The organism is Koromonas soli (assembly GCF_059726265.1).
Window position 1 is genome coordinate 2,656,983 of the sequence record NZ_AP040872.1, and the last position, 24,931, is coordinate 2,681,913.

General features: G+C 58.1%; 37 protein-coding genes. All 37 read right to left on the minus strand.

Going from position 1 to position 24,931, the window contains the following annotated elements; translation table 11 throughout:
• Positions 1-390: 390 nt before the first annotated feature.
• On the minus strand, positions 391-795 hold the full coding sequence (locus AC6IY8_RS11590; protein ID WP_497774632.1) for an energy transducer TonB: 405 nt from the start codon (positions 793-795) through the stop codon (positions 391-393).
• Between the two features lie 146 nt (positions 796-941).
• A complete protein-coding gene (locus tag AC6IY8_RS11595; RefSeq protein ID WP_497774634.1) occupies positions 942-1,175 on the minus strand; it encodes a hypothetical protein in 234 nt (77 codons plus the stop codon).
• A 367-nt stretch (positions 1,176-1,542) separates the two neighbouring features.
• Positions 1,543-2,028: a 50S ribosomal protein L17 gene (rplQ, locus tag AC6IY8_RS11600; protein ID WP_497774635.1), complete on the minus strand. Its 486-nt coding sequence runs from the start codon at positions 2,026-2,028 to the stop codon at positions 1,543-1,545.
• Positions 2,029-2,137: 109 nt separating this feature from the next.
• A complete protein-coding gene (locus AC6IY8_RS11605) occupies positions 2,138-3,190 on the minus strand; it encodes a DNA-directed RNA polymerase subunit alpha (protein WP_497774636.1) in 1,053 nt (350 codons plus the stop codon).
• Between the two features lie 197 nt (positions 3,191-3,387).
• On the minus strand, positions 3,388-4,017 hold the full coding sequence (gene rpsD, locus AC6IY8_RS11610; protein WP_497774637.1) for a 30S ribosomal protein S4: 630 nt from the start codon (positions 4,015-4,017) through the stop codon (positions 3,388-3,390).
• A gap of 142 nt (positions 4,018-4,159) precedes the next feature.
• Positions 4,160-4,588: a 30S ribosomal protein S11 gene (gene rpsK / locus AC6IY8_RS11615; RefSeq protein WP_497774638.1), complete on the minus strand. Its 429-nt coding sequence runs from the start codon at positions 4,586-4,588 to the stop codon at positions 4,160-4,162.
• 100 nt (positions 4,589-4,688) lie between these two features.
• Complete coding sequence (rpsM, locus tag AC6IY8_RS11620; protein ID WP_497774639.1) at positions 4,689-5,069, minus strand: 30S ribosomal protein S13; 381 nt, start codon at positions 5,067-5,069, stop codon at positions 4,689-4,691.
• A gap of 34 nt (positions 5,070-5,103) precedes the next feature.
• The gene (rpmJ, locus tag AC6IY8_RS11625; protein ID WP_497774640.1) at positions 5,104-5,217 is read right to left on the minus strand and encodes a 50S ribosomal protein L36; all 114 of its coding nucleotides are present in this window, start codon (positions 5,215-5,217) and stop codon (positions 5,104-5,106) included.
• A gap of 197 nt (positions 5,218-5,414) precedes the next feature.
• Positions 5,415-5,633, minus strand: coding sequence for a translation initiation factor IF-1 (gene infA, locus AC6IY8_RS11630; RefSeq protein WP_497774641.1), 219 nt, complete (start codon positions 5,631-5,633; stop codon positions 5,415-5,417).
• A gap of 48 nt (positions 5,634-5,681) precedes the next feature.
• The gene (gene map / locus AC6IY8_RS11635; RefSeq protein ID WP_497774643.1) at positions 5,682-6,431 is read right to left on the minus strand and encodes a type I methionyl aminopeptidase; all 750 of its coding nucleotides are present in this window, start codon (positions 6,429-6,431) and stop codon (positions 5,682-5,684) included.
• A complete protein-coding gene (locus AC6IY8_RS11640) occupies positions 6,415-7,149 on the minus strand; it encodes an adenylate kinase (RefSeq protein ID WP_497774644.1) in 735 nt (244 codons plus the stop codon). Before AC6IY8_RS11640 ends, map begins: the two co-directional genes overlap by 17 nt.
• A 50-nt stretch (positions 7,150-7,199) precedes the next feature.
• Complete coding sequence (secY, locus tag AC6IY8_RS11645; protein ID WP_497774645.1) at positions 7,200-8,603, minus strand: preprotein translocase subunit SecY; 1,404 nt, start codon at positions 8,601-8,603, stop codon at positions 7,200-7,202.
• Between the two features lie 102 nt (positions 8,604-8,705).
• The gene (rplO, locus tag AC6IY8_RS11650) at positions 8,706-9,182 is read right to left on the minus strand and encodes a 50S ribosomal protein L15 (RefSeq protein WP_497774646.1); all 477 of its coding nucleotides are present in this window, start codon (positions 9,180-9,182) and stop codon (positions 8,706-8,708) included.
• A 231-nt stretch (positions 9,183-9,413) separates the two neighbouring features.
• On the minus strand, positions 9,414-9,638 hold the full coding sequence (gene rpmD, locus AC6IY8_RS11655) for a 50S ribosomal protein L30 (RefSeq protein ID WP_497774648.1): 225 nt from the start codon (positions 9,636-9,638) through the stop codon (positions 9,414-9,416).
• Between the two features lie 3 nt (positions 9,639-9,641).
• Positions 9,642-10,151 (minus strand): 30S ribosomal protein S5, encoded by a 510-nt coding sequence (gene rpsE / locus AC6IY8_RS11660; protein WP_497774649.1) that lies wholly within the window; start codon positions 10,149-10,151, stop codon positions 9,642-9,644.
• Between the two features lie 116 nt (positions 10,152-10,267).
• Positions 10,268-10,639, minus strand: coding sequence for a 50S ribosomal protein L18 (rplR, locus tag AC6IY8_RS11665; RefSeq protein WP_497774650.1), 372 nt, complete (start codon positions 10,637-10,639; stop codon positions 10,268-10,270).
• Positions 10,640-10,907: 268 nt separating this feature from the next.
• Positions 10,908-11,447, minus strand: coding sequence for a 50S ribosomal protein L6 (gene rplF, locus AC6IY8_RS11670; protein WP_497774651.1), 540 nt, complete (start codon positions 11,445-11,447; stop codon positions 10,908-10,910).
• 140 nt (positions 11,448-11,587) lie between these two features.
• A complete protein-coding gene (gene rpsH, locus AC6IY8_RS11675) occupies positions 11,588-11,986 on the minus strand; it encodes a 30S ribosomal protein S8 (protein ID WP_497774652.1) in 399 nt (132 codons plus the stop codon).
• A 247-nt stretch (positions 11,987-12,233) separates the two neighbouring features.
• Positions 12,234-12,419 (minus strand): type Z 30S ribosomal protein S14, encoded by a 186-nt coding sequence (locus tag AC6IY8_RS11680; RefSeq protein WP_497774653.1) that lies wholly within the window; start codon positions 12,417-12,419, stop codon positions 12,234-12,236.
• A 118-nt stretch (positions 12,420-12,537) separates the two neighbouring features.
• Positions 12,538-13,227, minus strand: a complete 690-nt coding sequence (gene rplE, locus AC6IY8_RS11685; RefSeq protein WP_497774654.1) for a 50S ribosomal protein L5 — start codon at positions 13,225-13,227, stop codon at positions 12,538-12,540.
• Positions 13,228-13,314: 87 nt separating this feature from the next.
• Positions 13,315-13,641 (minus strand): 50S ribosomal protein L24, encoded by a 327-nt coding sequence (gene rplX / locus AC6IY8_RS11690; RefSeq protein ID WP_497774655.1) that lies wholly within the window; start codon positions 13,639-13,641, stop codon positions 13,315-13,317.
• An 80-nt stretch (positions 13,642-13,721) separates the two neighbouring features.
• Positions 13,722-14,093: a 50S ribosomal protein L14 gene (gene rplN / locus AC6IY8_RS11695; RefSeq protein ID WP_497774656.1), complete on the minus strand. Its 372-nt coding sequence runs from the start codon at positions 14,091-14,093 to the stop codon at positions 13,722-13,724.
• 76 nt (positions 14,094-14,169) lie between these two features.
• Positions 14,170-14,508: a 30S ribosomal protein S17 gene (gene rpsQ, locus AC6IY8_RS11700; protein WP_497774657.1), complete on the minus strand. Its 339-nt coding sequence runs from the start codon at positions 14,506-14,508 to the stop codon at positions 14,170-14,172.
• Between the two features lie 2 nt (positions 14,509-14,510).
• Positions 14,511-14,729, minus strand: coding sequence for a 50S ribosomal protein L29 (gene rpmC, locus AC6IY8_RS11705; RefSeq protein WP_497774658.1), 219 nt, complete (start codon positions 14,727-14,729; stop codon positions 14,511-14,513).
• 115 nt (positions 14,730-14,844) lie between these two features.
• Positions 14,845-15,264: a 50S ribosomal protein L16 gene (gene rplP / locus AC6IY8_RS11710; protein ID WP_497774659.1), complete on the minus strand. Its 420-nt coding sequence runs from the start codon at positions 15,262-15,264 to the stop codon at positions 14,845-14,847.
• Positions 15,265-15,381: 117 nt separating this feature from the next.
• Entirely contained in the window at positions 15,382-16,047 is a 666-nt protein-coding gene (rpsC, locus tag AC6IY8_RS11715; RefSeq protein ID WP_497774660.1) for a 30S ribosomal protein S3, read from the minus strand.
• A gap of 85 nt (positions 16,048-16,132) precedes the next feature.
• Positions 16,133-16,618, minus strand: coding sequence for a 50S ribosomal protein L22 (rplV, locus tag AC6IY8_RS11720; RefSeq protein ID WP_497774661.1), 486 nt, complete (start codon positions 16,616-16,618; stop codon positions 16,133-16,135).
• An 87-nt stretch (positions 16,619-16,705) separates the two neighbouring features.
• Positions 16,706-16,999: a 30S ribosomal protein S19 gene (gene rpsS / locus AC6IY8_RS11725; protein WP_497774662.1), complete on the minus strand. Its 294-nt coding sequence runs from the start codon at positions 16,997-16,999 to the stop codon at positions 16,706-16,708.
• Between the two features lie 13 nt (positions 17,000-17,012).
• Positions 17,013-17,837, minus strand: a complete 825-nt coding sequence (gene rplB, locus AC6IY8_RS11730; protein WP_497774663.1) for a 50S ribosomal protein L2 — start codon at positions 17,835-17,837, stop codon at positions 17,013-17,015.
• Positions 17,838-18,014: 177 nt separating this feature from the next.
• Positions 18,015-18,311 (minus strand): 50S ribosomal protein L23, encoded by a 297-nt coding sequence (locus tag AC6IY8_RS11735; RefSeq protein ID WP_497774664.1) that lies wholly within the window; start codon positions 18,309-18,311, stop codon positions 18,015-18,017.
• Positions 18,304-18,969: a 50S ribosomal protein L4 gene (gene rplD / locus AC6IY8_RS11740; protein WP_497774665.1), complete on the minus strand. Its 666-nt coding sequence runs from the start codon at positions 18,967-18,969 to the stop codon at positions 18,304-18,306. The genes AC6IY8_RS11735 and rplD overlap by 8 nt, the downstream gene beginning before the upstream one ends.
• Before the next feature lie 129 nt (positions 18,970-19,098).
• A complete protein-coding gene (gene rplC / locus AC6IY8_RS11745) occupies positions 19,099-19,830 on the minus strand; it encodes a 50S ribosomal protein L3 (protein ID WP_497774666.1) in 732 nt (243 codons plus the stop codon).
• A 74-nt stretch (positions 19,831-19,904) separates the two neighbouring features.
• On the minus strand, positions 19,905-20,234 hold the full coding sequence (rpsJ, locus tag AC6IY8_RS11750; RefSeq protein WP_497774668.1) for a 30S ribosomal protein S10: 330 nt from the start codon (positions 20,232-20,234) through the stop codon (positions 19,905-19,907).
• A 134-nt stretch (positions 20,235-20,368) separates the two neighbouring features.
• Entirely contained in the window at positions 20,369-21,553 is a 1,185-nt protein-coding gene (gene tuf / locus AC6IY8_RS11755) for an elongation factor Tu (RefSeq protein WP_497774670.1), read from the minus strand.
• An 84-nt stretch (positions 21,554-21,637) separates the two neighbouring features.
• Entirely contained in the window at positions 21,638-23,734 is a 2,097-nt protein-coding gene (gene fusA, locus AC6IY8_RS11760; protein ID WP_497774671.1) for an elongation factor G, read from the minus strand.
• Positions 23,735-23,879: 145 nt separating this feature from the next.
• Entirely contained in the window at positions 23,880-24,350 is a 471-nt protein-coding gene (gene rpsG / locus AC6IY8_RS11765) for a 30S ribosomal protein S7 (RefSeq protein ID WP_497774672.1), read from the minus strand.
• Between the two features lie 107 nt (positions 24,351-24,457).
• Entirely contained in the window at positions 24,458-24,832 is a 375-nt protein-coding gene (rpsL, locus tag AC6IY8_RS11770; protein ID WP_497774674.1) for a 30S ribosomal protein S12, read from the minus strand.
• Positions 24,833-24,931 lie beyond the last annotated feature (99 nt).

The following is a 24,931-nucleotide window of genomic DNA, read 5'->3' on the forward strand; positions in this document are numbered from 1 at the left end:
CGTTTCAGAAGTTTGTTCATGAAGAAAACGCGAGATGTATCGAAGAAGATCGTAGGCACTGTACTTGCCTGCCTCATGACTAATCTTTCTTAAGTCCGTCGCGGGCGATCAACCCGGAACTCGCAAGTATACGCTTCTCTTGCGATTCGGCTCACTCCCCTGTACGCAAACAGTTCAGGCGGTCTTAAACCGCGATCAATTGTGAGATGCAGTTACGGGGTGAATAAGTGCATTTTCGGCTGAGGAAAAGACGGTTATCTGTGGATAGTTCCGTTTTGAGACGCAGAACTCGGACTGACCGGCGTGATTGCTGGCTCCGCGAACGTATGCTTGCCGAGCAACAAGGGCGCAGCTGGCACCGCGCCCTCAACAACTATTCCAATCTCGCTCTCAGCCTCGCAGGTAGAAATCTACGGTTACTTCCATCTTCACCGCGATCGGCTGATCATCCTTCTCGGCTGGTTTGTACTTCCACTCCTTCACGGCAATGATGGCGTTCTCGTCGAGCCCGTATCCAAGCCCTTTCACCACTTTCGCATCGACAACGTCGCCCTTCTTATCAACCGTGATCAGCAGGGTTACGGCACCCTCAATCTTTTTCTTCTTAGCCTCAGGCGTGTACTCCGGGGTAGCCACTTCGGTCAGCCTCGGAGGGGTGATGTCGTCCGTGAGCGTGACCGCTTCATCAGCCACTGTTTTCAGCTTGGCTTGAGACTTATTTTGCGCTGAACCCGCAACCGGAACGAGGCTAACAACCAGCAGAATGCTGAACATTAACAACAGAATGCGTTTCATGGGACGCCTCCGCGCCGCGACGACGCCGCGGCACCATGATTGTTTACCGCCCCACATTTCAGCGCTGTTTGCAAACTCATGCAGTGACCCAGCGCACACCAGTGCTGCCAACATGATCGCCCGATGCCCTACTCACAATCCGGCGTTCAGGCCACGTCCTCGTCCACCTCGCGGGCGTCAGCCGCCGGTTCTACGCTGATGTGGCAGTGCGCTCGTCCGCGCACAAGACGTGGGCCTATCAGTCCCGTGATGTGCTGGATCGCGGCATTCAGGTCTTTCAACTCCATCTGCTTAACATCAATCGTGAACTCCAGATCAAATCGCTCAGTGTTCTTCCCACGATCAGGCCGGCTCAGCAGCGGCAGCGTATTGCCCAACATCCCTGAGACGTTCAGTAAGGACTGGCTGCCGCAAATCGGGCATTCGCTCAGCCGGCTGTCTGTTAGTGACTCGCAATCGACGCACACGACCGCGTTTTGCAGAGGAACTGCACCCGAATCTGCTTGTTTCCTGGCTCCAAATTGCATTCGACTCACCCCAAAGTCTGGCCAGTATACTGCCGCGCGCCGTGCGCCAATGTTTACCCCGCAGGTTCTAAGAGCGCAATGTCCTGGGACGTCACCTGGCTCTTGCCTTCCCGGTTAGTTCTTTCAGCAAAACTCTCAGCAAAAGAATTGCGCACCCGAAGGTGCGCATTCCATGACTTCTGTTCCCAGCCGCAACCGGGAGGTGCATAGTCGAACATGACTACGCCTTGGGCTCTTCTCCGCCGCCTTCGCCCGCCTGTGCCTGCTGCTCTTCCAGAGCCTTGCGGGTTTCCTCGGCACGTTTGGCGCGAGTTTCGGCGCGCTTTTCGCGCTTTTCGTCAATCGTCTTCTCGCTGCCGAGAATTTCGATGAACGCCTTCGCACCACCGTCTCCCTTGCGGAATCCGGTAAGGATGATGCGCGTATAGCCGCCATTGCGGTCGCCAAAGCGCGGTCCAATGGTGCCGAAAAGCTTATCGACCGCTTCCGGCGTCATCAGATACGACGCTGCCAGGCGGCGTTCTGCAACGCCACCCTTCTTGCCGAGCGTGATCATCCTCTCGGCGTGAGATTTGATTGCCTTTGCCTTTGTGACGGTCGTCTCGATACGCTCCTCGAGAATCAGAGAAGTGACGAGGTTCCGCAGCAAAGCGCGCCGGTGGGAGGTGTTCCGGCCTAGTTTCCAACCTGCTACAAGATGACGCATGACTCAATCCTTAATATAGCCGGAGCCGCTCGGAATCCGGCTGAACTTGACTTCCCGGCACTGCCGGGCAGTATGCGGAAGCGCCATGCGGCGCCTCCCGCCACAAAAACTAGAAGCCCGGGGTGCTGTCTCCAGAGCCATACGCAGGAGGCAAGCTGCTGCCGCCGCCCATTGTTGACTGGCTGGTTGCAACGGCATTGCCGTGCTCGTCGATCTTCATTCCAAGGCCGAGACCCATCGAGGCAAGGATTTCCTTGATCTCGTTGAGAGACTTGCGACCAAAGTTCTTGGTCTTCAGCATTTCGGCTTCGGACTTCTGCACCAACTCGCCAATCGTCTGGATATTTGCGTTCTTCAGGCAGTTGTAGCTGCGAACGCTCAACTCCAGCTCTTCGACTGAGCGGTTCAAATTCTCATTGCGAATTTCCGGCTTGTTATCGGCCGAAACTCCGGCAGCCTCAACTTCTTCTTCGAAGTTGATGAAAATGTTCATGTGGTCCTTCAGCAGCTTCGCCGCGAGGCCGATTGCATCGGCAGGCGTAACCGAACCGTTGGTCCACACTTCCAGAGCCAGCTTGTCGTAGTCGGTGATCTGACCCAGACGGGCGGCCTCAACCGAGTAGTTAACCTTGCGCACGGGCGAGTGCACCGAGTCAATCGGAATGAATCCGAGGCCGAGGTCTTCATCGAAATTCTTGTCAGCCGAAACGTAGCCACGCCCCTTCTTCAGGCGAAGCTCCATGTCCAGCTTTCCACCTTCGCTGACCGTCGCGATGTAGACGTCTTTGTCGAGAACTTCGACATCGCCATCTGCTTCGATCATTCCGCTGGTGATCACGCCAGGCTGATCGGCGCGCAAATAAATCATCTTCGGAGCATCTCCCGCCAGCTTGAACGGGATCTGCTTCAGGTTCAGGATAATGTCCGTAGCATCTTCGACGACGCCGGGGATCGACTGGAACTCGTGCAGCACGCCTTCGATTTTGACCGCGGTGATGGCTGCTCCCTCAATGGAGGAGAGCAGTACGCGCCGCAGTGCATTTCCGATTGTAGTGCCGAATCCGCGCTCGAACGGCTGCGCCCAGAAGTGACCGTACTTGTCAGTCAGCGATTCAGAGTCCATCGCCAAGCGCTTTGGTTTTTGAAAACCCTTCCAGAGCATGTGTTTCTCCTCTTTCTTCGTCCGTTTGGCACTGCGGAACCCATCCACCGCAGGCTGATCTGGTCCGAGATAGGGTGATGCGGCACGGCGTCAATACCGTGCCGCTGTATTTTGGTTGCTCGACAACTCCGAAACATGTCCGGCAGCGTCGGCTCCGCGAAGCAGTACAGCTTGCAGGCGCTACCGCCTGTGCCCGATTACTTGCTGTAAAGTTCGACGATGAGCTGCTCGTTGACGGGCAGGTTGATTTCGTCGCGCCGGGGCAGAGACAGCACGCGACCCTTGTAGTTGTCGCGATCGATCTCCAGCCATGCCGGGGCTGTCTGGTGCGAAGCAAAGTCCTTCGCCGATTCAAGAATCACAAGCTTGCGACTGTTTTCGCGAACGCTGATCTCATCGTTCAGGTTGACCTGGTACGAAGGAATGTTCACTTTGCGGCCGTTTACCGCGATGTGTCCGTGGCGCACGAGCTGGCGGGCCTGACGGCGAGCCACGGCGAAGCCAAGGCGATAAACAACCGAATCGAGACGGCGCTCAAGCTGCTGGAGCAGGATTTCGCCGGTAACGCCCTTTGCGCGAGCGGCTCTCTCGAAATAGTTGCGGAACTGGCCTTCCTGCGCAAAGTACATGCGCTTGGCCTTCTGCTTTTCGCGAAGCTGGAGTCCATAGCCGACGATCTTCGCTTTGCGATCCTTGCCATGCTGGCCAGGGGCAAAGTTGCGCTTCTCGACTGGACACTTTTCCATGAAGCACTTTGCGCCCTTCAGGAACAGCTTGGTTCCCTCACGGCGGCAAAGGCGGCATACTGCGTCTTTATAGCGAGCCAACTTATATCTCCTCTAGTCTGGGAGCGGTTTACAGGAGTTGGGTTCCTTTCTGTCCCGCTCAAATCTTTGTCGACCGGCAGCACTGCCGCAATCACGCGACCATGCCGGGAGCCACCCAATGTGGGGCGGCAACGAAGCTCACTTACACGCGTCGCTTTTTCGGCGGGCGGCAACCATTGTGCGGAACCGGAGTGACGTCCTTGATGGTACGCACTTCGATTCCAGCCGCTGCCAATGCGCGGATCGCCGACTCACGTCCCGAGCCGGGGCCCGAAACCTTGACGTCGACGGAGCGAAGACCGTGATCACGCGCCGTGTTGGCGGCGTTCATTGCGGCCTGCTGCGCGGCAAACGGGGTGCCCTTGCGGGAGCCACGGAATCCGAGCGAGCCGGAGCTCTTCCAGGAGATCACGTTGCCCGACGGATCGCTGATCGTCACGATCGTGTTATTGAAGGAGGCGGTAATCATCACCATCCCGTGCGGGATGTGTTTACGCTCCTTCTTCTTGAACTTTTTATTCTTGCCCTTCTTATCCGACGCGGTAGCGCCGGCGCCAGCTGCTTTTGCCATATTCCGTTCTCAATTCCTGTTCTGGGGTTACCAGTAAGCGCTCTCCATACGAGCCGACGGATGCGGCCTGCGGAAAGACGCGACCTAGCGGCAGGCCGACTTACTTCGTCGCCTTCTTCTTGCCAGCCACCGTTCCCTTACGCGGACCCTTGCGAGTGCGAGCATTGGTGTGCGTGCGCTGTCCGCGGACAGGCAGGCTGCGGCGGTGACGGTTGCCGCGATAAGAGCCAATTTCGATGAGCCGCTTAATGTGTAGCGAGATTTCCTTGCGCAGATCACCTTCGACCTGGCCTTCGTTCTCGATCACCTGACGGATGCGGTTCACTTCTTCTTCGCTCAGGTCCTGGATCTTCTTGAGCGGGTCGACCGTCGCCGAGCCCAGAATCTTCAGGGCGCGAGGCTGGCCGATGCCGTAGATGTAAGTGAGCGCGATTCGTGCCTGCTTGTTGCGGGGCAGATCGACGCCTGCAATACGTGCCATGTGTGTGTCCTACTCCTGGTTGAGCAGACCCGGGTTAACCCTGGCGCTGCTTGTGTTTCGAGTTTTCGCAGATCACGCGCACCACGCCGTGGCGGTGAATGACCTTGCACTTGTCACAGATTTTCTTTACTGAAGCCCGAACCTTCATAAGCCATTTCCTTATTCGACTAATCCACGCTCAGACCGTCCGGTGCCACGAGGACGCCATAACGCTGTTGCCAGCTCTGTACAACGAGTCACACCAGAGAAGGCCTTCCACCAGAGCCTTGCGGCCCTTTGCTGCAAACACGCAAAACCCCGCACGCCCATTGGACTGGGCTTTGCGGGTTTGCGCGATCCTTTCCGCTACTTATAGCGGTAGACAATCCGTCCGCGATTCAGATCGTAGGGCGACAACTCAACGGCAACTCGGTCGCCTGGGAGAATGCGGATGAAGTTCTTGCGCATCTTGCCAGACACGTGCGCCAGCACTTCATGGTCGTTCTCGAGCTTCACCCTGAACATCGCATTGGGCAACGGCTCGATCACCATCGCCATTACTTCAATCGCGTCTTCCTTACTCATCCAACCTCAATTTCATTCCAGATTCGAGTCAGTGCCCGAACTCTGAATCTAAGCGGTCAGGATTACCGGACCGTCTTTTGTAATCGCAACACAATGCTCAAAATGCGCGCTCGGCTTGCCGTCCTGTGTCACCGCTGTCCACTTGTCGTCCAGAACCCGTACCGACGCATCACCAGCATTTACCATCGGCTCAATGGCGATGACCATGCCTTCCCGCAGCTTAAGCCCGTGATCCCGTACGCCATAGTTTGGCACCTGCGGATCTTCATGCAGCTTGGTTCCAATCCCGTGCCCGACAAATTCGCGGACAACACTGAATCCCGCAGCCTCAACGTATTCCTGCACGGCTGCCCCGATATCGCCTAAACGGTTCCCTGCCTTCGCCGCCTCGATTCCCTTTTGCAGCGACTTCTCGGTCACTTCCACCAGCTTCTGCATTTCGTCGCTAATGGCACCCACCGGAACCGTTATAGCCGAATCGCCATAGTACCCGTCGAGCACTACGCCGCAGTCAATGGACACTATATCTCCCTCGGCGAGTTTACGATTCTCCGAGGGAATGCCGTGCACCACTTCCTGATTGATCGAGGTACAGAGCACGCAAGGATAATCGTAATATCCCTTGAACGCTGGCTTTGCACCAAGTTCGCGAATTTTCTTTTCTGCTGCGCGCTCCAGATCCATAGTGCTTACGCCTGGCGCCACGAGCTCTTTCACTACGTCCAAGACCTGACGAACGATGCGGCCACTGCGCCGCATCTTTTCTATTTCGCCGGCGGACTTACAAACTATCGCCATGTTCTATTGCCTTGAAGGCTTGTTCCGTTATGACGTCCAGATCCGCCGCGCCGTCGATTACAGTCAGACGTTTCCGCTGCGAGTAGTAGTTCACTAGCGGCAAAGTCTGATTTTCGTAGTTCTTCAGCCGCTCGATGATGACGTCATCTCGATCGTCTTTTCGCGTTACAAGTGCCGTACCATCGATGTCGCAGATGCCTTCTACCTGCGGCCGCTGAGAGGTGTGAACATTGTAGATACGTCCACACTTAGGACACGTCCGACGCCCGGTGAGCCTGCTTAAAAGTAAATTATACTCTACCGCTAACTGGATCACAACCAACTGCTTACAACCACTCTCAGTTTCAAAGAAACGACTCTCGGCAAGATACTTGTCGAGCCACTCGGCCTGCGTCACCGTACGGGGAAACCCATCCAGGATGAATCCGAGTGCACAATCAGGCTGCGCCAGGCGGTCGGCCACCATCTGGCAAACTAGGTCATCGGGAGCAAATTCGCCGCGCTCCATGAGCGCTCCCGCTATCTTCCCCTGCTCTGTTCCACGGGCGATGTTGTCCCGCAGAATGTCGCCGGTAGAGACTTGCGGTATCCCGTAATGATCTGAGATCCGCTTTCCTTGTGTCCCCTTACCGGCGCCCGGCGCTCCCAAAAGAATCACCGGGCCCACTAGCTTTTCTGCCTTACTCACGATGCGTACCGGAACCGCTTCTGCTTCCATCGCGTAGCCTCCGACACCTGACATCTACTCCCATGTCAAGGCTAGGTACTTTACCACGCTCTACGACCTCTGATGCGACCACTTTTTGGCGTAAATCCTTCGTAATGGCGCATGATCAGTTGCGATTCGATCTGGTTAACCGTGTCCATAGCCACGCCAACCACGATCAGCAGCGAGGTACCGCCGAAGTAGAAGTTCACGTTAAGGCCGTGCAGGATCCAGTTCGGCAACCGATCAAAGATCGCGCCGCCCATCCACACGGGCAGGTTGTTGAGATGAATACCGGCGATCATCCACTCAGGAATCAACGAGATGATAATCAAATACAACGCGCCCACCAAGGTAATGCGGGTCAGCACATCATTGATGTAATTGCTGGTACGCGCGCCCGGGCGTATGCCGGGGATGAACCCGCCATACTTCTGCATATTGTCGCTGACGTCCTTCGGATTAAAGACGATCGACACGTAGAAGTACGCGAAGAACAGAATGCCGACCGCATACAAGAAGGTATGCAATGGCTCGCCCCATCCCAGGGCTTTGCTCAACCCGGCGAAGAAGTTTCCAAAATACTTATTGTTCTGCAGCGCATAACCCACCGTCTGTGGGAGGGTCAGCACCGAGCTGGCAAAGATCACCGGCATCACGCCGCCGGAGTTGACACGTAGAGGCAGGTGGGTGGACTGGCCGCCCATGACCTTACGTCCCACAACTCGCTTTGCATACTGCACCGGAATCCGGCGCTCAGAGCGTTCGACGAACACAATGAACGCGACCACCACGATCATCACGGCCAACAACACCACGATGCCGATCGGACCCAGGGCGCCGCCGCTGCTAGCCTTTTGCCACAGTTCCACAACTGCGCGAGGAAGTCCAACCACGATGCCCGTGAAGATGATCAGCGACATTCCGTTGCCGATACCGCGCTGCGTGATCTGCTCGCCAAGCCACATGATGAAGGTCGTGCCCGTTGTCAGAGTCAAGATCGTCATCAAGACGAACATCACTCCCGGGTTCAGGACGAGCTGCTCGCCTCCGATGCCGCGTTCCAGCGTCATTGCGATACCAAAGGACTGCAAGGCGCTGAGAATTACGGTCAGATAGCGAGTCCACTGAGTGATCTTCTTGCGGCCCAGTTCGCCTTCTTTCTGCAGACGCGCCAGCGGCTCATAGACCACGGTCAGCAGTTGCAGAATGATCGACGCAGTGATGTAGGGCATGATGCCCAAAGCAAAGATCGTCAGACGGCGTAGGTTTCCGCCGCTGAACAGATCGACAAAGCCCAGCAGTCCGCCGCCAGCATTTGCGAAGAGACGCGACAGTGCGGCAGGGTCAATGCCAGGGGTGGGCAGGTGGCCGCCGATGCGGTAAACGGCGAGCAGGGCAAGCGTAAAGAACACACGCTTGCGGAGATCCGGGATTTTAAAGATGTTCGCCAGCTTCTCGAACATGGTGAAGAGGGCCTCGATGCCTATGCTGTTCGGGTCTCGATCATTCCTCTCGAAACAATCGGACCCAGCCCGCCTGTTCGCTGCAGGCGGGCTCGGGTGAACTTACTTCTTGCCGCGCACGATCGGAGCAGGCTGCTTGACTGCGATAATCTCAGCCTTGCCACCGGCGGCGGTGATCTTCTGCTGTGCCGTCTCGCTGAACTTGTGAGCGTACACGGTGAGAGCGGTGGTGAGTTCTCCAACTCCCAATACCTTCACCAGGCCGTTCTTCTTGCTGATGACGCCGCGCTCAAAAAGAACTTCCGGGTTCAACTCGCCGACGCCCAACTCAGCCAGACGCGACAGGTTCACTACCTGAAATTCCTTCTTGAAGATGTTGACGAAGCCGCGCTTTGGCAAACGGCGGTGCAGCGGCATCTGGCCGCCTTCAAATCCGCGCATGCTGCGCGAACCCGAGCGGGAGCGCTGTCCCTTGTGTCCGCGGGTCGACGTCTTACCCATGCCGGAGCCCATACCGCGGCCCACGCGCTTGCGATTCTCGTTCGCCTTTGCCGGCTTTCGAAGCGTTGACAGATTCATTGTTCGTTTCCCTGCATGGTGCCAAACATGCCGATGGGCTGTCTGTGACAGCCGAACATCTCCGTGATAAATCGGAGCGTTCCCCGTGGCGAGCGGGCTGTTTCCTGGCGCCGCTGGCAAGGCCAGCGACTCGGTTTGCGAATGCCTATTCGGCGGATCTACGTCTCACCGTCAGCATTCGCATCGGGTGCGCATCTCTTCTCGCCGACAAATGGCGCGAGGAGATCCGGCCTATTCGCCGACGATCTTGACCAGATGCGGCACCTTGGCGACCATGCCACGAATCGACAGGGTATCCTCACGCTCGATCACCTGATTCAGGCGAGTAAAGCCGAGGCCCTTGATCACGAGGCGCTGTTTCTCAGGCGTGCTGTTCTGGGAGATGACCCACTTCAGCTTCATCTTGGTGCCTGCCGGAGCCTGCACCTTGGGAGTCTTTGTACGTTGACGTGGCATGGTTTAGAGCTCCTCCACGGCCTTGCCGCGGTTGGCGGCAACTTCGTTGCGGTCACGCAGCTTCTTCAGCGCGTCGAACGTAGCCTTGATCACGTTGTGCGGGTTAGTGGTGCCGATCGACTTCGTCAGCACGTTCTGGATACCCACCGAGGTCATCACCGCGCGCACAGCGCCGCCAGCGATCACGCCAGTGCCTTCCGGCGCCGGCTTCAGCAGCACGCGGCCGGAGCCATACCGGCCAAGCGAGATGTGCGGAATGGAAGTCTCGGTCAGATTCACCTTGATCAGGTTCTTCTTCGCCGATTCAATTCCCTTTCGGATCGCTTGGGGAACTTCCTTGGCCTTGCCGGAACCATAGCCGACCACGCCGGTGGCGGGATCGCCGATCACAACCAGGGCTGCGAACGACATGTTCTTACCGCCCTTGACCACCTTCGTCACGCGGTTGATATTCACAACCTGATCTTTCAGGTTGTACTGACCGGCATCGAGCTTTTTCTTGACGATTGCCATTTGCTATCGATTCTCCTGGAGACCGCGCCTGCGATCTCCGAAATCCATGCGGACTAACGGTTTGCACCTCGCCCGCTTTAAAGTCACACCGTGTCGAGCCTTCACGGCCTTCGGGACTAGAACTTAAGACCGGCCTCGCGGGCAGCATCGGCAACCGCCTTGATGCGTCCGTGATACAGGTAACCGCCGCGGTCGAAAACCACCGCCTCGATGCCCTTTTCCTTTGCGCGCTCAGCGATCAGCTTTCCAACCTGCTTAGCTGCGGCGATGTTGCCGCCAGAGATGTGCTTCTTGCCATCCTTGCCCTGTTCGAGCGAGCTGGCCGCGACGATCGTCGTGTGTTTGGCGTCGTCAATAAGCTGCACATAGATGTGGTTGACAGAACGATACACGTTCAGGCGCGGGCGCGCAGTGGTACCGGCGAGCTTCTTGCGGATCCGTGTGTGGATCTTCTCGCGCGTTGCATTCTTGGAAGTCTTTGTCAGCATTCCTTTGTCCTTCGCTCCGGCCTTACTCCCGGGTCTCGGATTCAAGCAGCTTACGCAGCTCTCTCCCGGTACCGGGGACCGGTCTGTCCCAGCGAATAACTTCGCCGGGGTTGTGCGGACGCCCGTCGGATTCTCGTCCGAGGGCTTGGCTTCGCAGCCGGATGGACATCTGATCGCCTGTCCGGCCGCGATGCTTCGCAGTGTGATGGCGAGACCGTAATCTCACCGAGTGGACTAAGCTCACGGAGCGAGCCTTCGTCCTGATACTTTACTTCGCGCCGGTCTTGCCGACCTTCTTCTTCAGCTTCTCGCCGACGTAACGCACGCCCTTCTGCTTGTACGGGTCAGGCGGACGCAGGGAGCGCATTTCAGCGGCAACCTGGCCAAGCTTCTGGCGGTCGATTCCGCTCAGCGTCAGCTTTGTCTGCTTCGGATCGACGGCAACCTCGATGCCCGTAGGCAGCGGATACTCGATCGGGTGCGAATAGCCAAGGCTGAACACAACAATTCCCTTGCCCTTCATTTCAGCGCGATAGCCGATGCCGACGATTTCCAATTCGCGGGTCCAGCCATTGGTGACGCCAACTACGGCGTTGTTCACCAGTGCGCGGACAAGTCCGTGCACGGCAGCCTTCGAATCATCCTCGCGCTTAACCAGCAACGTGCCGTCTTCCTGCTCAAGCGAGACGCCCGCCGGAAGGTGGTTGCTGACGGTCCCCTTGGGACCCTTCACTGTAATGACGTTGCCTTCAACAGTGTACGTGACTCCCTTGGGCAACGGGATGGGCTTCTTACCAATTCTTGACATTTAATTCTCCTACACCGCCATGGCTATCTGCCACGGTGGGCTTCCGGACCGGATTTCCGGCCTCGTCTGCGCCCGAGCACCAGCGGTCGGAAGCGACGCCTTCACGCCGCGTTTCCGACCGCAGTGCTCGTTGCGGATCGTTAGTAAACCTGGCAGATAACCTCGCCGCCCACGCCTTCCTTGCGGGCCTGCTTGCCACTCCGAACGCCCTTCGGGGTCGTCAGGATCGAAATACCGAGACCGCCGAGAACGCGGGGAATCTCGTTGCGATTGACATACACACGGCAACCGGGGCGCGATACACGAGTAATGTTGGTGATCGCAGCGACGTTATCCGCATTGTACTTGATGTACACACGGACGATCTTCTTGCCCTCTTCCTCGGTCGCTTTGTAATTGGCGATGTAGCCCTCTTCCTTCAATACGCGGGCGATTTCCAGCTTCAGCTTGGAAGCCGGCGCATCGACCTTCTGGTGCCGGGCCTTGATGCCATTGCGGATCCTGGTCAGGAAATCTGCCACCGGATCGGTAAAGCTCATGTTCGTTCTCCTGAATTCGTGCGCCCGTTCTCTTTCTTGCGCGTGCTGGCCTTGCGCAATACTGCACCGGCTTGCCGGCTGCCCGTGGCTTTCGCTGGGCTACAGTGGAAAGAACCTGCGGCGACGTTTAATTCCTGCTCAGCAGGACGGTCCGTGTAAGGACCACGTGCCAGCCATTGCGGGGCTCACCCCCGCAGGTCAGGTGGACTTCAGGCATTAACGACCGGTCGGTCGCCGAGCCATTCGCCTACCAGGACGACTTCGAAACTCCGGGGATCTCTCCGCGCAGCGCGAGTCCGCGGAAGCACAGCCTGCAAAGGCCGAACTTGCGCAGGTAAGCGCGCGGGCGTCCGCACAGCTTGCAGCGGTTGTGCTGACGCGAAGAGAACTTGGGCTTCTTATTGTCCTTGGCGATGCTGGATGTTCTAGCCATTGTTTCCTTTACTCAATTCACCTCAGAATGCTCAATTTCGCTTGCATTCCGAAGCCGCGTTTCACTGCTTTGCTTGCAACCGTTCTCCGGGAGCGTTGCCGCTCCCGGGAGAGGGAACTTATGCGCCGGCTTGACGGAAGGGCATTCCAAGTCCACGCAGCAGAGCGCGAGCATGCTCGTCCGTCTTTGCCGTGGTGACAATGGTGATGTTCATACCCTTCTGATGCTCGACCTTTGCGTAATCAATTTCAGGGAAGATCAACTGATCGCGCAGGCCCAGCGTGTAGTTGCCACGGCCATCGAAGGAGCGCGACGGCACGCCGCGGAAGTCGCGGACGCGCGGAAGCGCCACATTCATCAGGCGGTCCAGGAACTCGTACATGCGATCGCCACGCAGGGTCACCATGCAGCCAATCGGCATTCCTTCGCGCACCTTGAAGGCAGCGATCGATTTCTTTGCCCGGGTCACAACCGGCTTCTGACCGGTGATCTGCGCCAGTTCGGCCACAGCCGGATCCAGCACCTTGGCGTTCTGTGTCGCTTCGCCAACACCCATATTGACAACAATCTTTTCGAGCTTCGGGGCGGCCATCGGATTAGTCAGGCCCAGTTCCTTCATCAGCGCCGCGCGCGTTTCCGCGAAGTAACGCTGACGGAGGCGAGCCGAAGCCGCATTATTCAGCTTCGGACGTGCCGGCTTTGAACCCTGCTCGGGAGCCTCCGCAGCCTCTACCTTGGCAGGCTTCTTCGATTGCTTGGCCTGCTGCGGCTGCTTCGGTTTTGCATCCTTGTTTTCTTTTGCTGCCATTCTACTATTCGCTTTCTCTCACGGTCCCGGAGTGGTTACCGTTGCGTGAGGTCGTCAATTGAACCGGCCGGAGCCGGTTCGTGATGTTTACTTGCCCTTTTCGAGCGTCGTCCCACACTTGGCGCAGACGCGGACTTTCTTGTCCCCGCGCACTTCGTGGCGCACCCGGACGGGACCGCAGGTGCCGCATACCAGCATTACGTTGCTGATGGAGATCGGCGCTTCCTGCTCGGCGATGCCGCCCTTGATCTGCTTCTGAGGATTCGGACGAACGTTCTTCTTTACTATACTAACGTGTTCGACCAGCACCTTGCCGGTGCCAGGAAAAACACGCAGAACGCGCCCTTCTTTTCCCTGGTCACGGCCGGTGATAACCTTCACGGTATCGTTACGGCGGATGTCAACGGTTGCCATGCTTTCCTCTCAAAACCTTCAGCGTTCTTGGGCCGCTCCGGCTGGAGCTCCCGAGGGCGGCCGCTGAAGCCGCCCAGGGCCTAGATAACTTCCGGAGCCAGGGAAACGATCTTCAAGAACTTCTTCTCGCGAAGTTCACGAGCAACAGGGCCAAACACGCGTGTTCCAACCGGTTCGCCATCGGCGTTGATCAGAACTGCGGCGTTGGTGTCGAAGCGAATGTAGGAACCATCGCGACGACGCGTTTCCTTGCGGGTGCGGACGATCACGCACTTCACTACAGAACCCTTCTTCACGTTGCCTTCGGGCGAAGCTTCCTTCACCGCGGCCGTCACTACGTCGCCGATCCGGGCCCGGAGTCCGGTCGATCCGCCAATCGGCAGGATCATCTGCAGCTTGCGCGCCCCACTGTTGTCGGCCACCTCAAGGATGGTCCTCATAAACACTGCCATGGTGCAATCTCCTTCAGACGTCTGTCAGGTCGTCCTCCCGCCGGGCCGTGCCGCGGCAGGAGAAGGACGACTGCGACTAGCTAGCCTGCTCCGGCGTTTCCTGTCCGGCTCCAGCGGTTTCGGCGTTCACGGCAGCCAGTGCCGAACGCTTCACGATTTCCTTTAGTGTCCAGCGCTTCAGGCGGGACAAGGGGCGCGTCTCCTCGATGCGAACGAAGTCGCCCGTGCGCGCCGTCTGCTGTTCATCGTGTGCGTAGAACTTTTTCGAGCGTTTGACCACGCGGCGGTACAAGGGGTGCGCCTTCTGGCGGTTCACCTCGACAACGATCGTCTTCGCCATTTTGGTCGAAACGACCTGGCCAACCAGGACCTTGCGCTGTCCTACGGTTTTCTCGGTTTTCGTCTCTTCTGCCATGGCTACTTCTTCTCCGATCCGTTCTTAGCTGCGGCCAACTGCTTTTCCCGCTGAATGGTCAGCACGCGGGCGATGTCCTTCTTCAGCCCACGCATCTTCTTCAAGCTCTCCGTCTGTCCCATCTTGAGCTGGAACTTGAGCTTGAAGAGCTCTTCGCTGAGCTCGGCCTTTTGATGGGCTAGCTCGGCGTCTGTGAAATTACGAATTTTTTCCGATGTCATTTGTTCTCTTCTCTTCACCCCCGGCGGAGTTTTGGCCGCCGGCGTCGGAATCTATGTTCACGCGCTTGAGGTCTGGCGTAACCGACCGGAAGGGCCTCGCGGCCCGTTCCATCGCTTAGTGAGCCAGAACCTCGCGCTTAACGAACTTGGTGATCAAGGGCAGCTTGTGCGAAGCCAGGCGCATTGCTTCCTGGGCCTCCGTCACGCTCACACCCTCCATCTCAAACAGCAGCTTGCCCGGACGAACCACGGCAACCCAGTGATCCGGCGCGCCCTTGCCCTTACCCATACGGGTTTCGGCAGGCTTCTTCGTGACCGGCTTGTCGGGGAACACGCGGATCCAGATCTTGCCACCGCGCTTGATGAAACGGGTCATCGCCACACGGGCCGCCTCGATCTGACGGTCAGTGATCCAACCCGGCTCCATAACCTTCAAGCCAAAATCGCCGAACGACAGCTCGGAGCCGCGCCAGGCTTTGCCGCACATACGACCGCGCTGTTGCTTGCGGTACTTGACTTTCTTCGGCATCAACATATGCAGTTTCCAGTTGCCAGTTTCAAAGTTCTGGCCATCCGCTCAGCGGATGTGCCTGCCGGCTTTAACATCGTTCTTCCAGGAACTGGCGTCTGGATGAACTCGTCCGGCTGCTTACTAGAGTCCGGCGGTCGCAGTCTGCGGCTCGCGACGACGCTGGGACAGGATCTCGCCTTTGTACACCCAGGTCTTGACGCCGATCTTGCCGTAGGTCGTGTGCGCTTCCGCGAATCCGTAGTCGATATCTGCGCGCAGCGTGTGCAGCGGCAGGCGACCCTGCAGATACCACTCCGAGCGGGCGATTTCGTTACCGTTCAAGCGGCCCGACACGCGAACCTTGATGCCCTTGCAACCGAAGCGCAGTGCGCTATCGACGCTCTTGCGCATCGCGCGGCGGAAACCGACGCGCTTTTCGAGCTGCAGTGCAATCGACTCTGCCACGAGCTGAGCATCGAGCTCCGGCTTGTGAACTTCCAGGATGTCAACGAAGACATCGCGGTTCGTCTTCTTCTGCAGATCGGCCTTGAGCTTGTCAATTTCGGCGCCCTTGCGGCCAATGATGATGCCCGGACGTGCCGTGCGAATGATGATGCGCAGCTTGTTGCCCGGACGTTCGATATCGATCGAGCTGACACCTGCCGACTTGAGCTTGTCCTTCAGCTCATCCTTCAGCTTGATGTCCTCGATAAGGAACTTGTCATAGTCGCGATCCATGTACCAGCGCGACTTCCACGGCTTGGTGTAGCCGAGTCGGAATCCGTAAGGATGGACTTTCTGTCCCATAATTACTCGTCTCTCTCGCGGCAGCCTACTCGGGCATCTTGCCCTGGCGCCACCGCTGAATTGGATCTTTGCGATCCAGTGAAGCCTACGACTTCGCCTTCTTCGGCGCGGTCTTCTTGGCAGCCGTCTTCTTTGCCGCAACCTTCTTCGCGGCAGGCTTACGGACGGCCTTCTTTGCCGGAGCAGCAGCCGGAGCTTCAGCTTCGGCAGTCACGCCAGGCTTGGTCTTCTCTGCCAGCTCGATCTCGATGTGAGCCATGCGACGCTGGTAGCGGTACGCGCGGCCCATCGGTGCAGGGCGGATGCGCTTCATGCGCGGGCCTTCGTTGGCGATCGCGTTCTTGACATACAGATTGTCGAGATCGACATCCAAGCCCTTTTCAGCGCTCAAGTAATTGGCGTTCTCCACGGCCGAGCGCAGCAGCTTCAGAACCGCAGGCGCAATACCTTTGTTGGTAAAGGCCAGCGTATTCAGCGCCGTCTCCACGCGCTTGCCCTTAATCAGGCCCAGCACCAGGCGCGCCTTCTGCGGAGATACCCGAACATACCGGGCTTTCGCTGTGAATTCCATGTTCTCTTCCCTTCAGGTCTCATTCGCGGACGTCGCTCACGACGCCCATACATTTCGCCAAATCAGTGAACCGGATCGAACCTGCGACTACTTCGCCGGCTTCGCCGAGGTTTCTGCAGCCGCCTTCACCGAGTGTCCCTTGAAGGTACGGGTGAAGCTGAATTCGCCGAGCTTGTGACCAACCATGTTTTCCGATACGTACACGGGGATGAACTTGCGCCCGTTGTGTACCGCAATCGTGTGGCCCAGCATCTCGGGAGTGATGGTTGAACGGCGCGACCAGGTGCGAAGCACCTTCTTTTCGTTGCGTGCGTTCATGCCTTCAACTTTTTCGATCAGGTGCGAATCTACAAACGGCCCTTTTTTCGTAGAACGTGCCATTGATAATCCCTTCCTACTTGCCGCGACGCGACACGATAAACTTGTCGGTCCGTTTGTTGTTGCGGGTCTTGTAGCCGCGAGTCGGCTGGCCCCACGGAGTCACAGGGTGACGGCCACCAGAGGTCTTGCCTTCACCACCGCCGTGCGGGTGATCCACAGGATTCATTACGACACCGCGGTTGGTTGGCTTGATGCCCAGCCAGCGACTGCGTCCCGCCTTGCCAATCGAAACGTTTTCGTGATCCGTGTTGCCGACCTGGCCTACGGTCGCCATGCAGTCCACCAGCACGCGGCGGGTTTCGCCGGAAGGCAGTTTGAGAAGGGCGTATTCGCCTTCTTTTGCAACCAATTGCGCCTGGGCACCAGCCGAACGCGCCATCTGCGCGCCCTTGCCAGGCTTCAGCTCGATGTTGTGGACGATGGTGCCGGCCGGAATGTTCTTCAGCGGAAGCGCATTGCCAACCAGGATGTCGGCGTCGGGGCCGCTGACGATCTTCGTACCCACCTTCAGCCCGAGCGGCTGCAAGATGTAGCGCTTTTCGCCATCGGCATAGCTCAGAAGCGCGATGCGTGCCGAGCGGTTCGGATCGTATTCGATGGATGCGACCGTAGCGGGAATTCCCTGCTTGTCGCGCTTGAAATCGATCACGCGGATCTTGCGCTTGTGGCCGCCACCGCGATGCCAGATGGTCAGGTCGCCCGAATTGCGGCGTCCGCCCGAGCGCTTCTTCGGCTCGGTCAGCGGCTTGTGCGGCCGATTCGTCGTCAGATCGTCGTTGACCTGCGAGGTCTTAAACCGCAGTGTCGGAGTGATCGGTCTGTATGTCTTGATCGCCATAGTTCTTCTCTTCCAGATCCCTTCCGCTACTCTGGCGGGATCGCTTTGGCCGGACAGATAGGGTTTCGTTCTCCTGTCCGGCGGCGTCGCGCGCATTGCGCGACCGCTTCGGCCTGGCGTTAGCGACCGGACCCCGGTCTATTGACCGTGCCCGTCGCCACGCTCTATCGCGCAGCCTTACAGATTCTGCGCGTACTCGGGCATCTTCTCGCCCGCGGCAAGCCGTACATATGCCTTCTTCCAGTCAGGGCGGAAGCCGGTGAACTTGCCACGGCGGCGCTCCTTACCCGGGAAGTTAGCAGTGCGGACACCGGCGACCTTCACCTTGAAGGCCTTCTGCACGGCTTCCTTGATTTCCGTCTTCGTGGCATCTGCGGCGACTTCGAACACCAGGGTGCTCTCCGTCTCCTTGACGCCCAATCCCTTTTCCGTGATGACGGGCTTACGGACGATTTGGTAAGGGGACTTAGACATTCTCCACCTCCGCCTTACGCTTAGGGGCCGAGGCCTTCAGCGAGCTCTGCAGCTTTTCCAATGCGGCCTGCGAGAACACGGCCAACTCATGGCGAAGCAGGTGATACGGGTGAACCTCGGGACCGTAGAGCATCTCAACGCCGTCGATATTGCGGCTCGAGAGCTCCAGGTTCGTGTTCAGGTTCGAACCCGATTCCACAACCAGCGCGGTCTTCTTGAAGTTCAGTCCGGCGAGTGCCTGACGGAAAGCCTTCGTCTTGACTTCCTTCAGATCGAGCGAGTCAACAACAACCAGGTTGCCGTCCTGCAGCTTCGCGGCCAGGGCCGAGCGCAGTGCACCCAGCAACTTCTTACGCGGGAACGCGTAATCATAAGAGCGGGGCTGGGGTCCGTGGACCGTGCCGCCATGGCGCCAAATAGGCGATCGGACGCTGCCCACGCGGGCGCGGCCAGTCCCCTTCTGCCGCCAGAGCTTCTTGCCAGAACCAGAAACCAGCTTCTTGTTCTTGGTCGCATGCGTACCTGCGCGTTGCGCGGCACGATAATGCTGGACCGATTCCCAAAGCAGATCCTCGTTTACCGCGCCGAATACTTCCTCGGCGAGTTCGAGGGACCCTACTTTCTGGCCGGCCAGATTCACAACATCAATGGTTGCCATTTCGGTTTCCTTTGCTTGGTCAGCATCTTCGGCTGACCCTAAAGTTCTTTCCGTCAATGTGTAGCCGCGGAAGGAATCGTGATTACAACAGAAGCTCCCCGGCGAAGCCTGTCCACCGGGGAAGCAGTTTTACTTGCCTTTGGCAGCGCGCTTGGAAGCCTTCAACGGGTTGATCGCCGTACCCTCACCGCTGAATCCGCGACGCTCTCTGGGCGGCTTCTTGGCCTTGCTGATAACCAGGTAGCCATTTCTCGCACCCGGCACAGCGCCTTCCACCACCAGCAGATTCTCTTCCTTGTCGATGCCCAGCACCCGAAGGTTGCGCACCGTCACCGTGACGTCGCCCATGTGGCCGCTCATGCGGGTGCCAGGGAAAACGCGCGACGGGAACGAAGACGCACCGATTGATCCTTGCACCTGGAACATGTGGCCGTGAGCCGCCGGACCACCGCCGAACTTGTGACGCTTCACAACGCCCGCGAAACCGCGGCCCTTGCTGGTACCCGTGATATCGACAAACTTGGTTCCTTCGAACACATCGACGAGCACCTTGTCGCCAACCTTCACACCGTTGCCATTGGCCGAATCTTCTTCGTCCACCACGGCAACTTCTTTCATGTACTTCACCGGAGGAAGATTGTTCTTTTCGAAGTGGCCCTTCATCGCCTTCGTCAGGCGCGAGTCCTTCACGAACTCAACCAGGCCGATCTGGGCGGCGTCATAGCCGTCGGCCAGCGCGGTCTTCAACTGAGTAATGACACAGGGGCCTGCCTGCAGCACGGTAACAGGGCGAACTTCTCCCTTGTCATCGTACAGCTGGGTCATACCGACTTTCTTGCCGAGAATTCCGTTAACTGACATCTTCATTCTCCATCATGCCCGCGCCAGGTTGCGCAGGGCACTGTGAGGACTTCGCGCTCTCGGCGCGAAGTCACTTATTTGTGTTCTTTGCCGTAAGCCTTGATTTCAACGTCGACACCGGCGGGAAGATCGAGCTTCATCAATGCGTCGACTGTCTGCTGCGTCGGTTCCAGAATATCAAGAAGACGCTTGTGTGTGCGAATTTCGAACTGTTCACGTGACTTTTTGTCCACGTGGGGCGAGCGCAGCACGCAATATTTGTTCTTGACTGTCGGCAGCGGAATCGGGCCGGCAATCTGAGCGCCGGTGCGGCGCGCTGTATCGACGATTTCGCCCGTCGACTGATCAAGAACGCGGTAATCATATGCCTTCAGGCGAATGCGGATTCTTTCTTTGCCAATCACTGTATTAACCCTCAAAGATCGTGCGGTCTTATAGTCGCCGCGACTTCTCTATGAATTTGTGAATCTCAACTGAACCGGGAGTCCCAGACCCGCTTCTATCGGCAGGCCCGGGTTCCCAATCCCTAATCTCAGAGTTACAGAATCTCGGAGATCGTGCCGGCGCCCACGGTGCGGCCGCCTTCGCGAATCGCGAAGCGCAGACCCTTTTCCATGGCCACAGGCGTAATCAGTTCCACTTCGATCGTAACGTTGTCGCCAGGCATCACCATCTCGGTGCCTTCCGGCAGCTTCGCCACCCCCGTCACGTCCGTCGTGCGGAAGTAGAACTGCGGACGATAGCCGTTGAAGAACGGAGTGTGACGGCCGCCTTCTTCCTTCGACAGCACGTAAACTTCGCCCTTGAACTTGGTGTGCGGGGTGATCGAGCCGGTCTTGGCCAACACCATGCCGCGCTCGACGTCTTCCTTCGCAATACCGCGCAGCAGCAAGCCAGCGTTGTCACCGGCCATACCTGCATCGAGCTGCTTCTTGAACATTTCGACGCCGGTCACCACCGTCTTGCGGGTGTCGCGGAAGCCCACGATTTCGACTTCCTCGCCAACCTTCACCTGACCGCGCTCGATACGGCCGGTCACCACCGTGCCGCGGCCCGAGATCGAGAAGATGTCTTCAATCGGCATCAGGAAGGGCTGATCGATGGCACGAGCCGGCAGCGGAACGTTCTTATCCACCGCTTCCATCAGCTCGTCAATCGTCTTTTCCCACTTCTCTTCGCCGTTCAGTGCGCCCAGCGCCGATCCACGAATCACCGGCAGATCGTCGCCCGGGAACTTGTACTTCGACAGCAGTTCGCGAACTTCCATCTCGACCAGGTCGATCAGCTCAGGATCTTCAACCGCGTCGCACTTGTTCAGGAAAACCACGATGTAGGGCACGCCCACCTGGCGGGCCAACAGCACGTGTTCCTTGGTCTGCGGCATCGGACCGTCGGTCGCCGCCACCACCAGGATCGCGCCGTCCATCTGCGCCGCGCCGGTGATCATGTTCTTGATGTAGTCGGCGTGGCCCGGGCAATCCACGTGGGCGTAGTGACGGTTGCCCGTCTCATACTCCACGTGCGCCGTAGCAATCGTGATACCGCGCTCGCGCTCTTCCGGCGCATTGTCAATCGAGTCAAACGAGCGGAACTTGATGTTCGGATTGTGCTTTGCCAGCACCTTCGTGATCGCCGCCGTCAACGTCGTCTTGCCATGGTCAATGTGACCAATCGTTCCAACATTCACGTGCGGCTTGCTGCGGTCAAATTTCTCTTTCGCCATTGCTTCCAGCTCCGTCTTTTTTTTCGCCGCGGCCGCTATCGGCCCGCGCTGTGCGCCGCGCAGTTACGCGCGGCGCGGTTAAATCTACTTGGCCGTCTTACCCTGTACCTTGGCCACGATTTCTTCGGCCACCGAACGGGGCGCTTCTTCGTAACGCGCAAAGTGCATGGAGAACGTCGCGCGGCCCTGCGTATTGGAGCGCATGTTGGTCGCGTATCCGAACATCTCAGCCAGTGGAACCACCGACTTGATGACCTGCGATCCGGCGCGATGCTCGATTGCCTCGATGCGTCCGCGACGGCTGTTCAGGTCGCCAATGATGATGCCCACGTACTCTTCCGGAACCACAACTTCAACCGACATCACCGGCTCCAGCAGAACCGGGCTGGCCTTGCGCGCCGCTTCCTTGAAGGCCATGGACGCAGCGATCTTAAAGGCCATTTCGTTCGAGTCAACTTCGTGGTAGCTGCCGTCATACAGCGTGGCCTTGATGTCCACCATGGGATAACCGGCGAGTACGCCGCCTTCCATGGCTTCCTTAATGCCAGCTTCGATCGGCTTGATGTATTCCTTCGGAACCGATCCACCGATCACGGCATTCTCGAACTCGAAGCCCTTGCCTGCCTCGTTCGGAGCCAGACGAATCTTCACGTGTCCATACTGACCGCTGCCGCCCGTCTGACGGATATACTTGCCTTCCGCCTCGGAGTTCTTGCGCAGCGTTTCGCGGTACGCAACTTGCGGCTTGCCCACGTTGGCCTGCACGTTAAACTCGCGCATCATGCGGTCGACGATGATCTCCAGGTGAAGTTCACCCATGCCGCTGATGATGGTCTGTGCGCTCTCCGGATCCGTGTGTACGCGGAACGTAGGATCTTCCTGGGCCAGCTTATGCAGCGCTACGCCCATCTTCTCCTGATCGCTCTTCGTCTTCGGCTCCACGGCAACGTGGATAACAGGATCGGGGAACTCAATTGTTTCCAGCAGAATCGGCTTCTCCTGGTCGCAGATCGTGTCACCCGTGGTCACGTTTTTAAGACCCACAACAGCGCAAATGTCGCCGGCACGAACTTCCGTGATCTCTTCGCGCTTATTGGCGTGCATGCGCAGAAGGCGTCCGATGCGCTCGTTCTTACCACGGTTCACATTGAACGCGGATTCACCGGACTTCAAAATGCCCGAGTAAACGCGGACAAACGTCAACTGTCCGACGAACGGATCGGTCATGATCTTGAAGGCCAGCGCCGAGAACGGTTCGTTATCATCCGCCTTCCGCTGCTCTTCCGCGCCGGTGTCAGGATTCTTACCCGTGACAGGCGGCACATCGAGCGGCGAAGGCAGGAAGTCCACCACTGCATCGAGCAGCGGTTGCACACCCTTGTTCTTGAAAGCCGTGCCAAGAATGACCGGGAAGATCTTGATAGCGATAACCGACTTGCGCAGAGAGTCTCTCAGCTCTGCAACGGAAATCTCCTCACCCTCGATGTACTTGGACATCAGGGCGTCACCCGGATCGTTCTCAACGATGGTTTCCACCATCAACTGGCGCATCGCCTGGGCCTTCTTCATCAACTCGGCCGGAATTTCTTCGACCGCGTAGTCGGCGCCCATCGTTTCGTCATGCCAGTAGATGGCCTTCATGTTGAACAGGTCGACGCAGCCCTTGAACTTTTCGCCCTGCCCGATCGGCATCTGAATCGGCACCGGCCGCGCGTGCAGACGCTTGCGAATGGTGTCCACGGCATGATCAAAATCCGCGCCCATCTTGTCCATTTTGTTGATGAAGCAGATGCGCGGCACTGCGTACTTATCGGCCTGACGCCACACGGTCTCAGACTGGGGCTCCACGCCATGCACGGCGTCAAACACGGCAACAGCACCGTCGAGCACGCGCAGCGAGCGCTCTACTTCGGCGGTGAAATCCACGTGACCCGGCGTATCGATAATGTTGATGGTGATGTCTTTCCACTGGCACGTGGTCGCGGCCGACGTGATTGTGATGCCGCGCTCCTGCTCCTGCGCCATCCAGTCCATGGTCGCGGTGCCTTCGTGTACTTCACCAATGCGATGCAGGCGGCCGGTGTAGAAAAGGATGCGCTCGGTCGTAGTGGTCTTGCCGGCATCGATGTGAGCCATGATGCCGATGTTCCTGCAACGTTGTAATGGGACTGTTCGAGCCAAAGCTTCTACCTGTTTCCTTTAACGTCGTGCACGGCGCTTGAACTCACCCGTGCTGTTACTGTCATCTCAGCCTTTGCCGGCTGGCACCGCTTCTGGCACACACAGCCGGAGCAACACGATTGCCGCTCCGGCTGTGTAGTTCTGTTTACCAGCGGTAGTGGGCGAAGGCCTTGTTGGCCTCAGCCATGCGGTGCACGTCTTCCTTCTTCTTGATCGCGGCGCCTTTGCCATTTGCGGCATCGAGCAACTCGTTCGCCAGCTTGTCGATCATGCCCTTTTCAGGGCGCTGACGCGAATACGAGATCAACCAGCGAATTGCCAGCGAGGTGCGGCGGTCAGCATTCACTTCCACCGGAACCTGATAGTTCGCGCCACCAACGCGGCGGGTCTTCACTTCCAGCAGCGGCTTGCAGTTCTCGACTGCCTTCTTGAACAACTTCAAAGCCTCGTCGCCGCCCTTGGTTTCAAGCTGCGTCATGGCCTTGTAGAAGATGCCCTGAGCGGTGCTCTTCTTGCCGTCCCACATCAGGTTGTTCACAAACTTGTTGGCCAGCGTCGAGCCGTAGATTGGATCCGGCATGGGCTCGCGCTTTGCAATATGGCCTTTTCTAGGCATTTAATGCTCCTCTTCCCTGCCCTTCTCGGGCGGTACTCCCGAACGTTTCCCTATCGAGACGCCGGGCGGTTACTGGGCTGCGATGGGATATCGCAACGCAGGTTCGTTTAGGACTTCGGACGCTTTGCGCCGTACTTCGAGCGGCTCTGCTTCCGGTTGGCAACGCCCACCGAGTCCAGCGTGCCACGGATGACGTGGTAGCGAACACCGGGAAGATCCTTCACGCGGCCGCCGCGAATGAGCACAATCGAGTGCTCCTGCAGGTTGTGGCCGACGCCAGGAATGTAGGTCGTCACCTCGATGCCGTTCGTCAGGCGCACGCGGGCCACCTTACGAAGAGCCGAGTTCGGTTTCTTTGGCGTCTGGGTATAGACGCGGGTGCAGACTCCACGCTTTTGCGGGCAAGCCTGCAGTGCAGGGCTGGCCGTCTTGTAGCGAGGCGCCTTGCGGCCCTTACGCACCAACTGATTAAACGTAGGCACTCTTGCAGCTCCTTTATTCGGACGCACTCTGGCGCCACTAGCGGAAACGCCCGCAAAACGGGCACTGCCGCTCAGAACCCTTTTTGTTTCTTCTCAGGG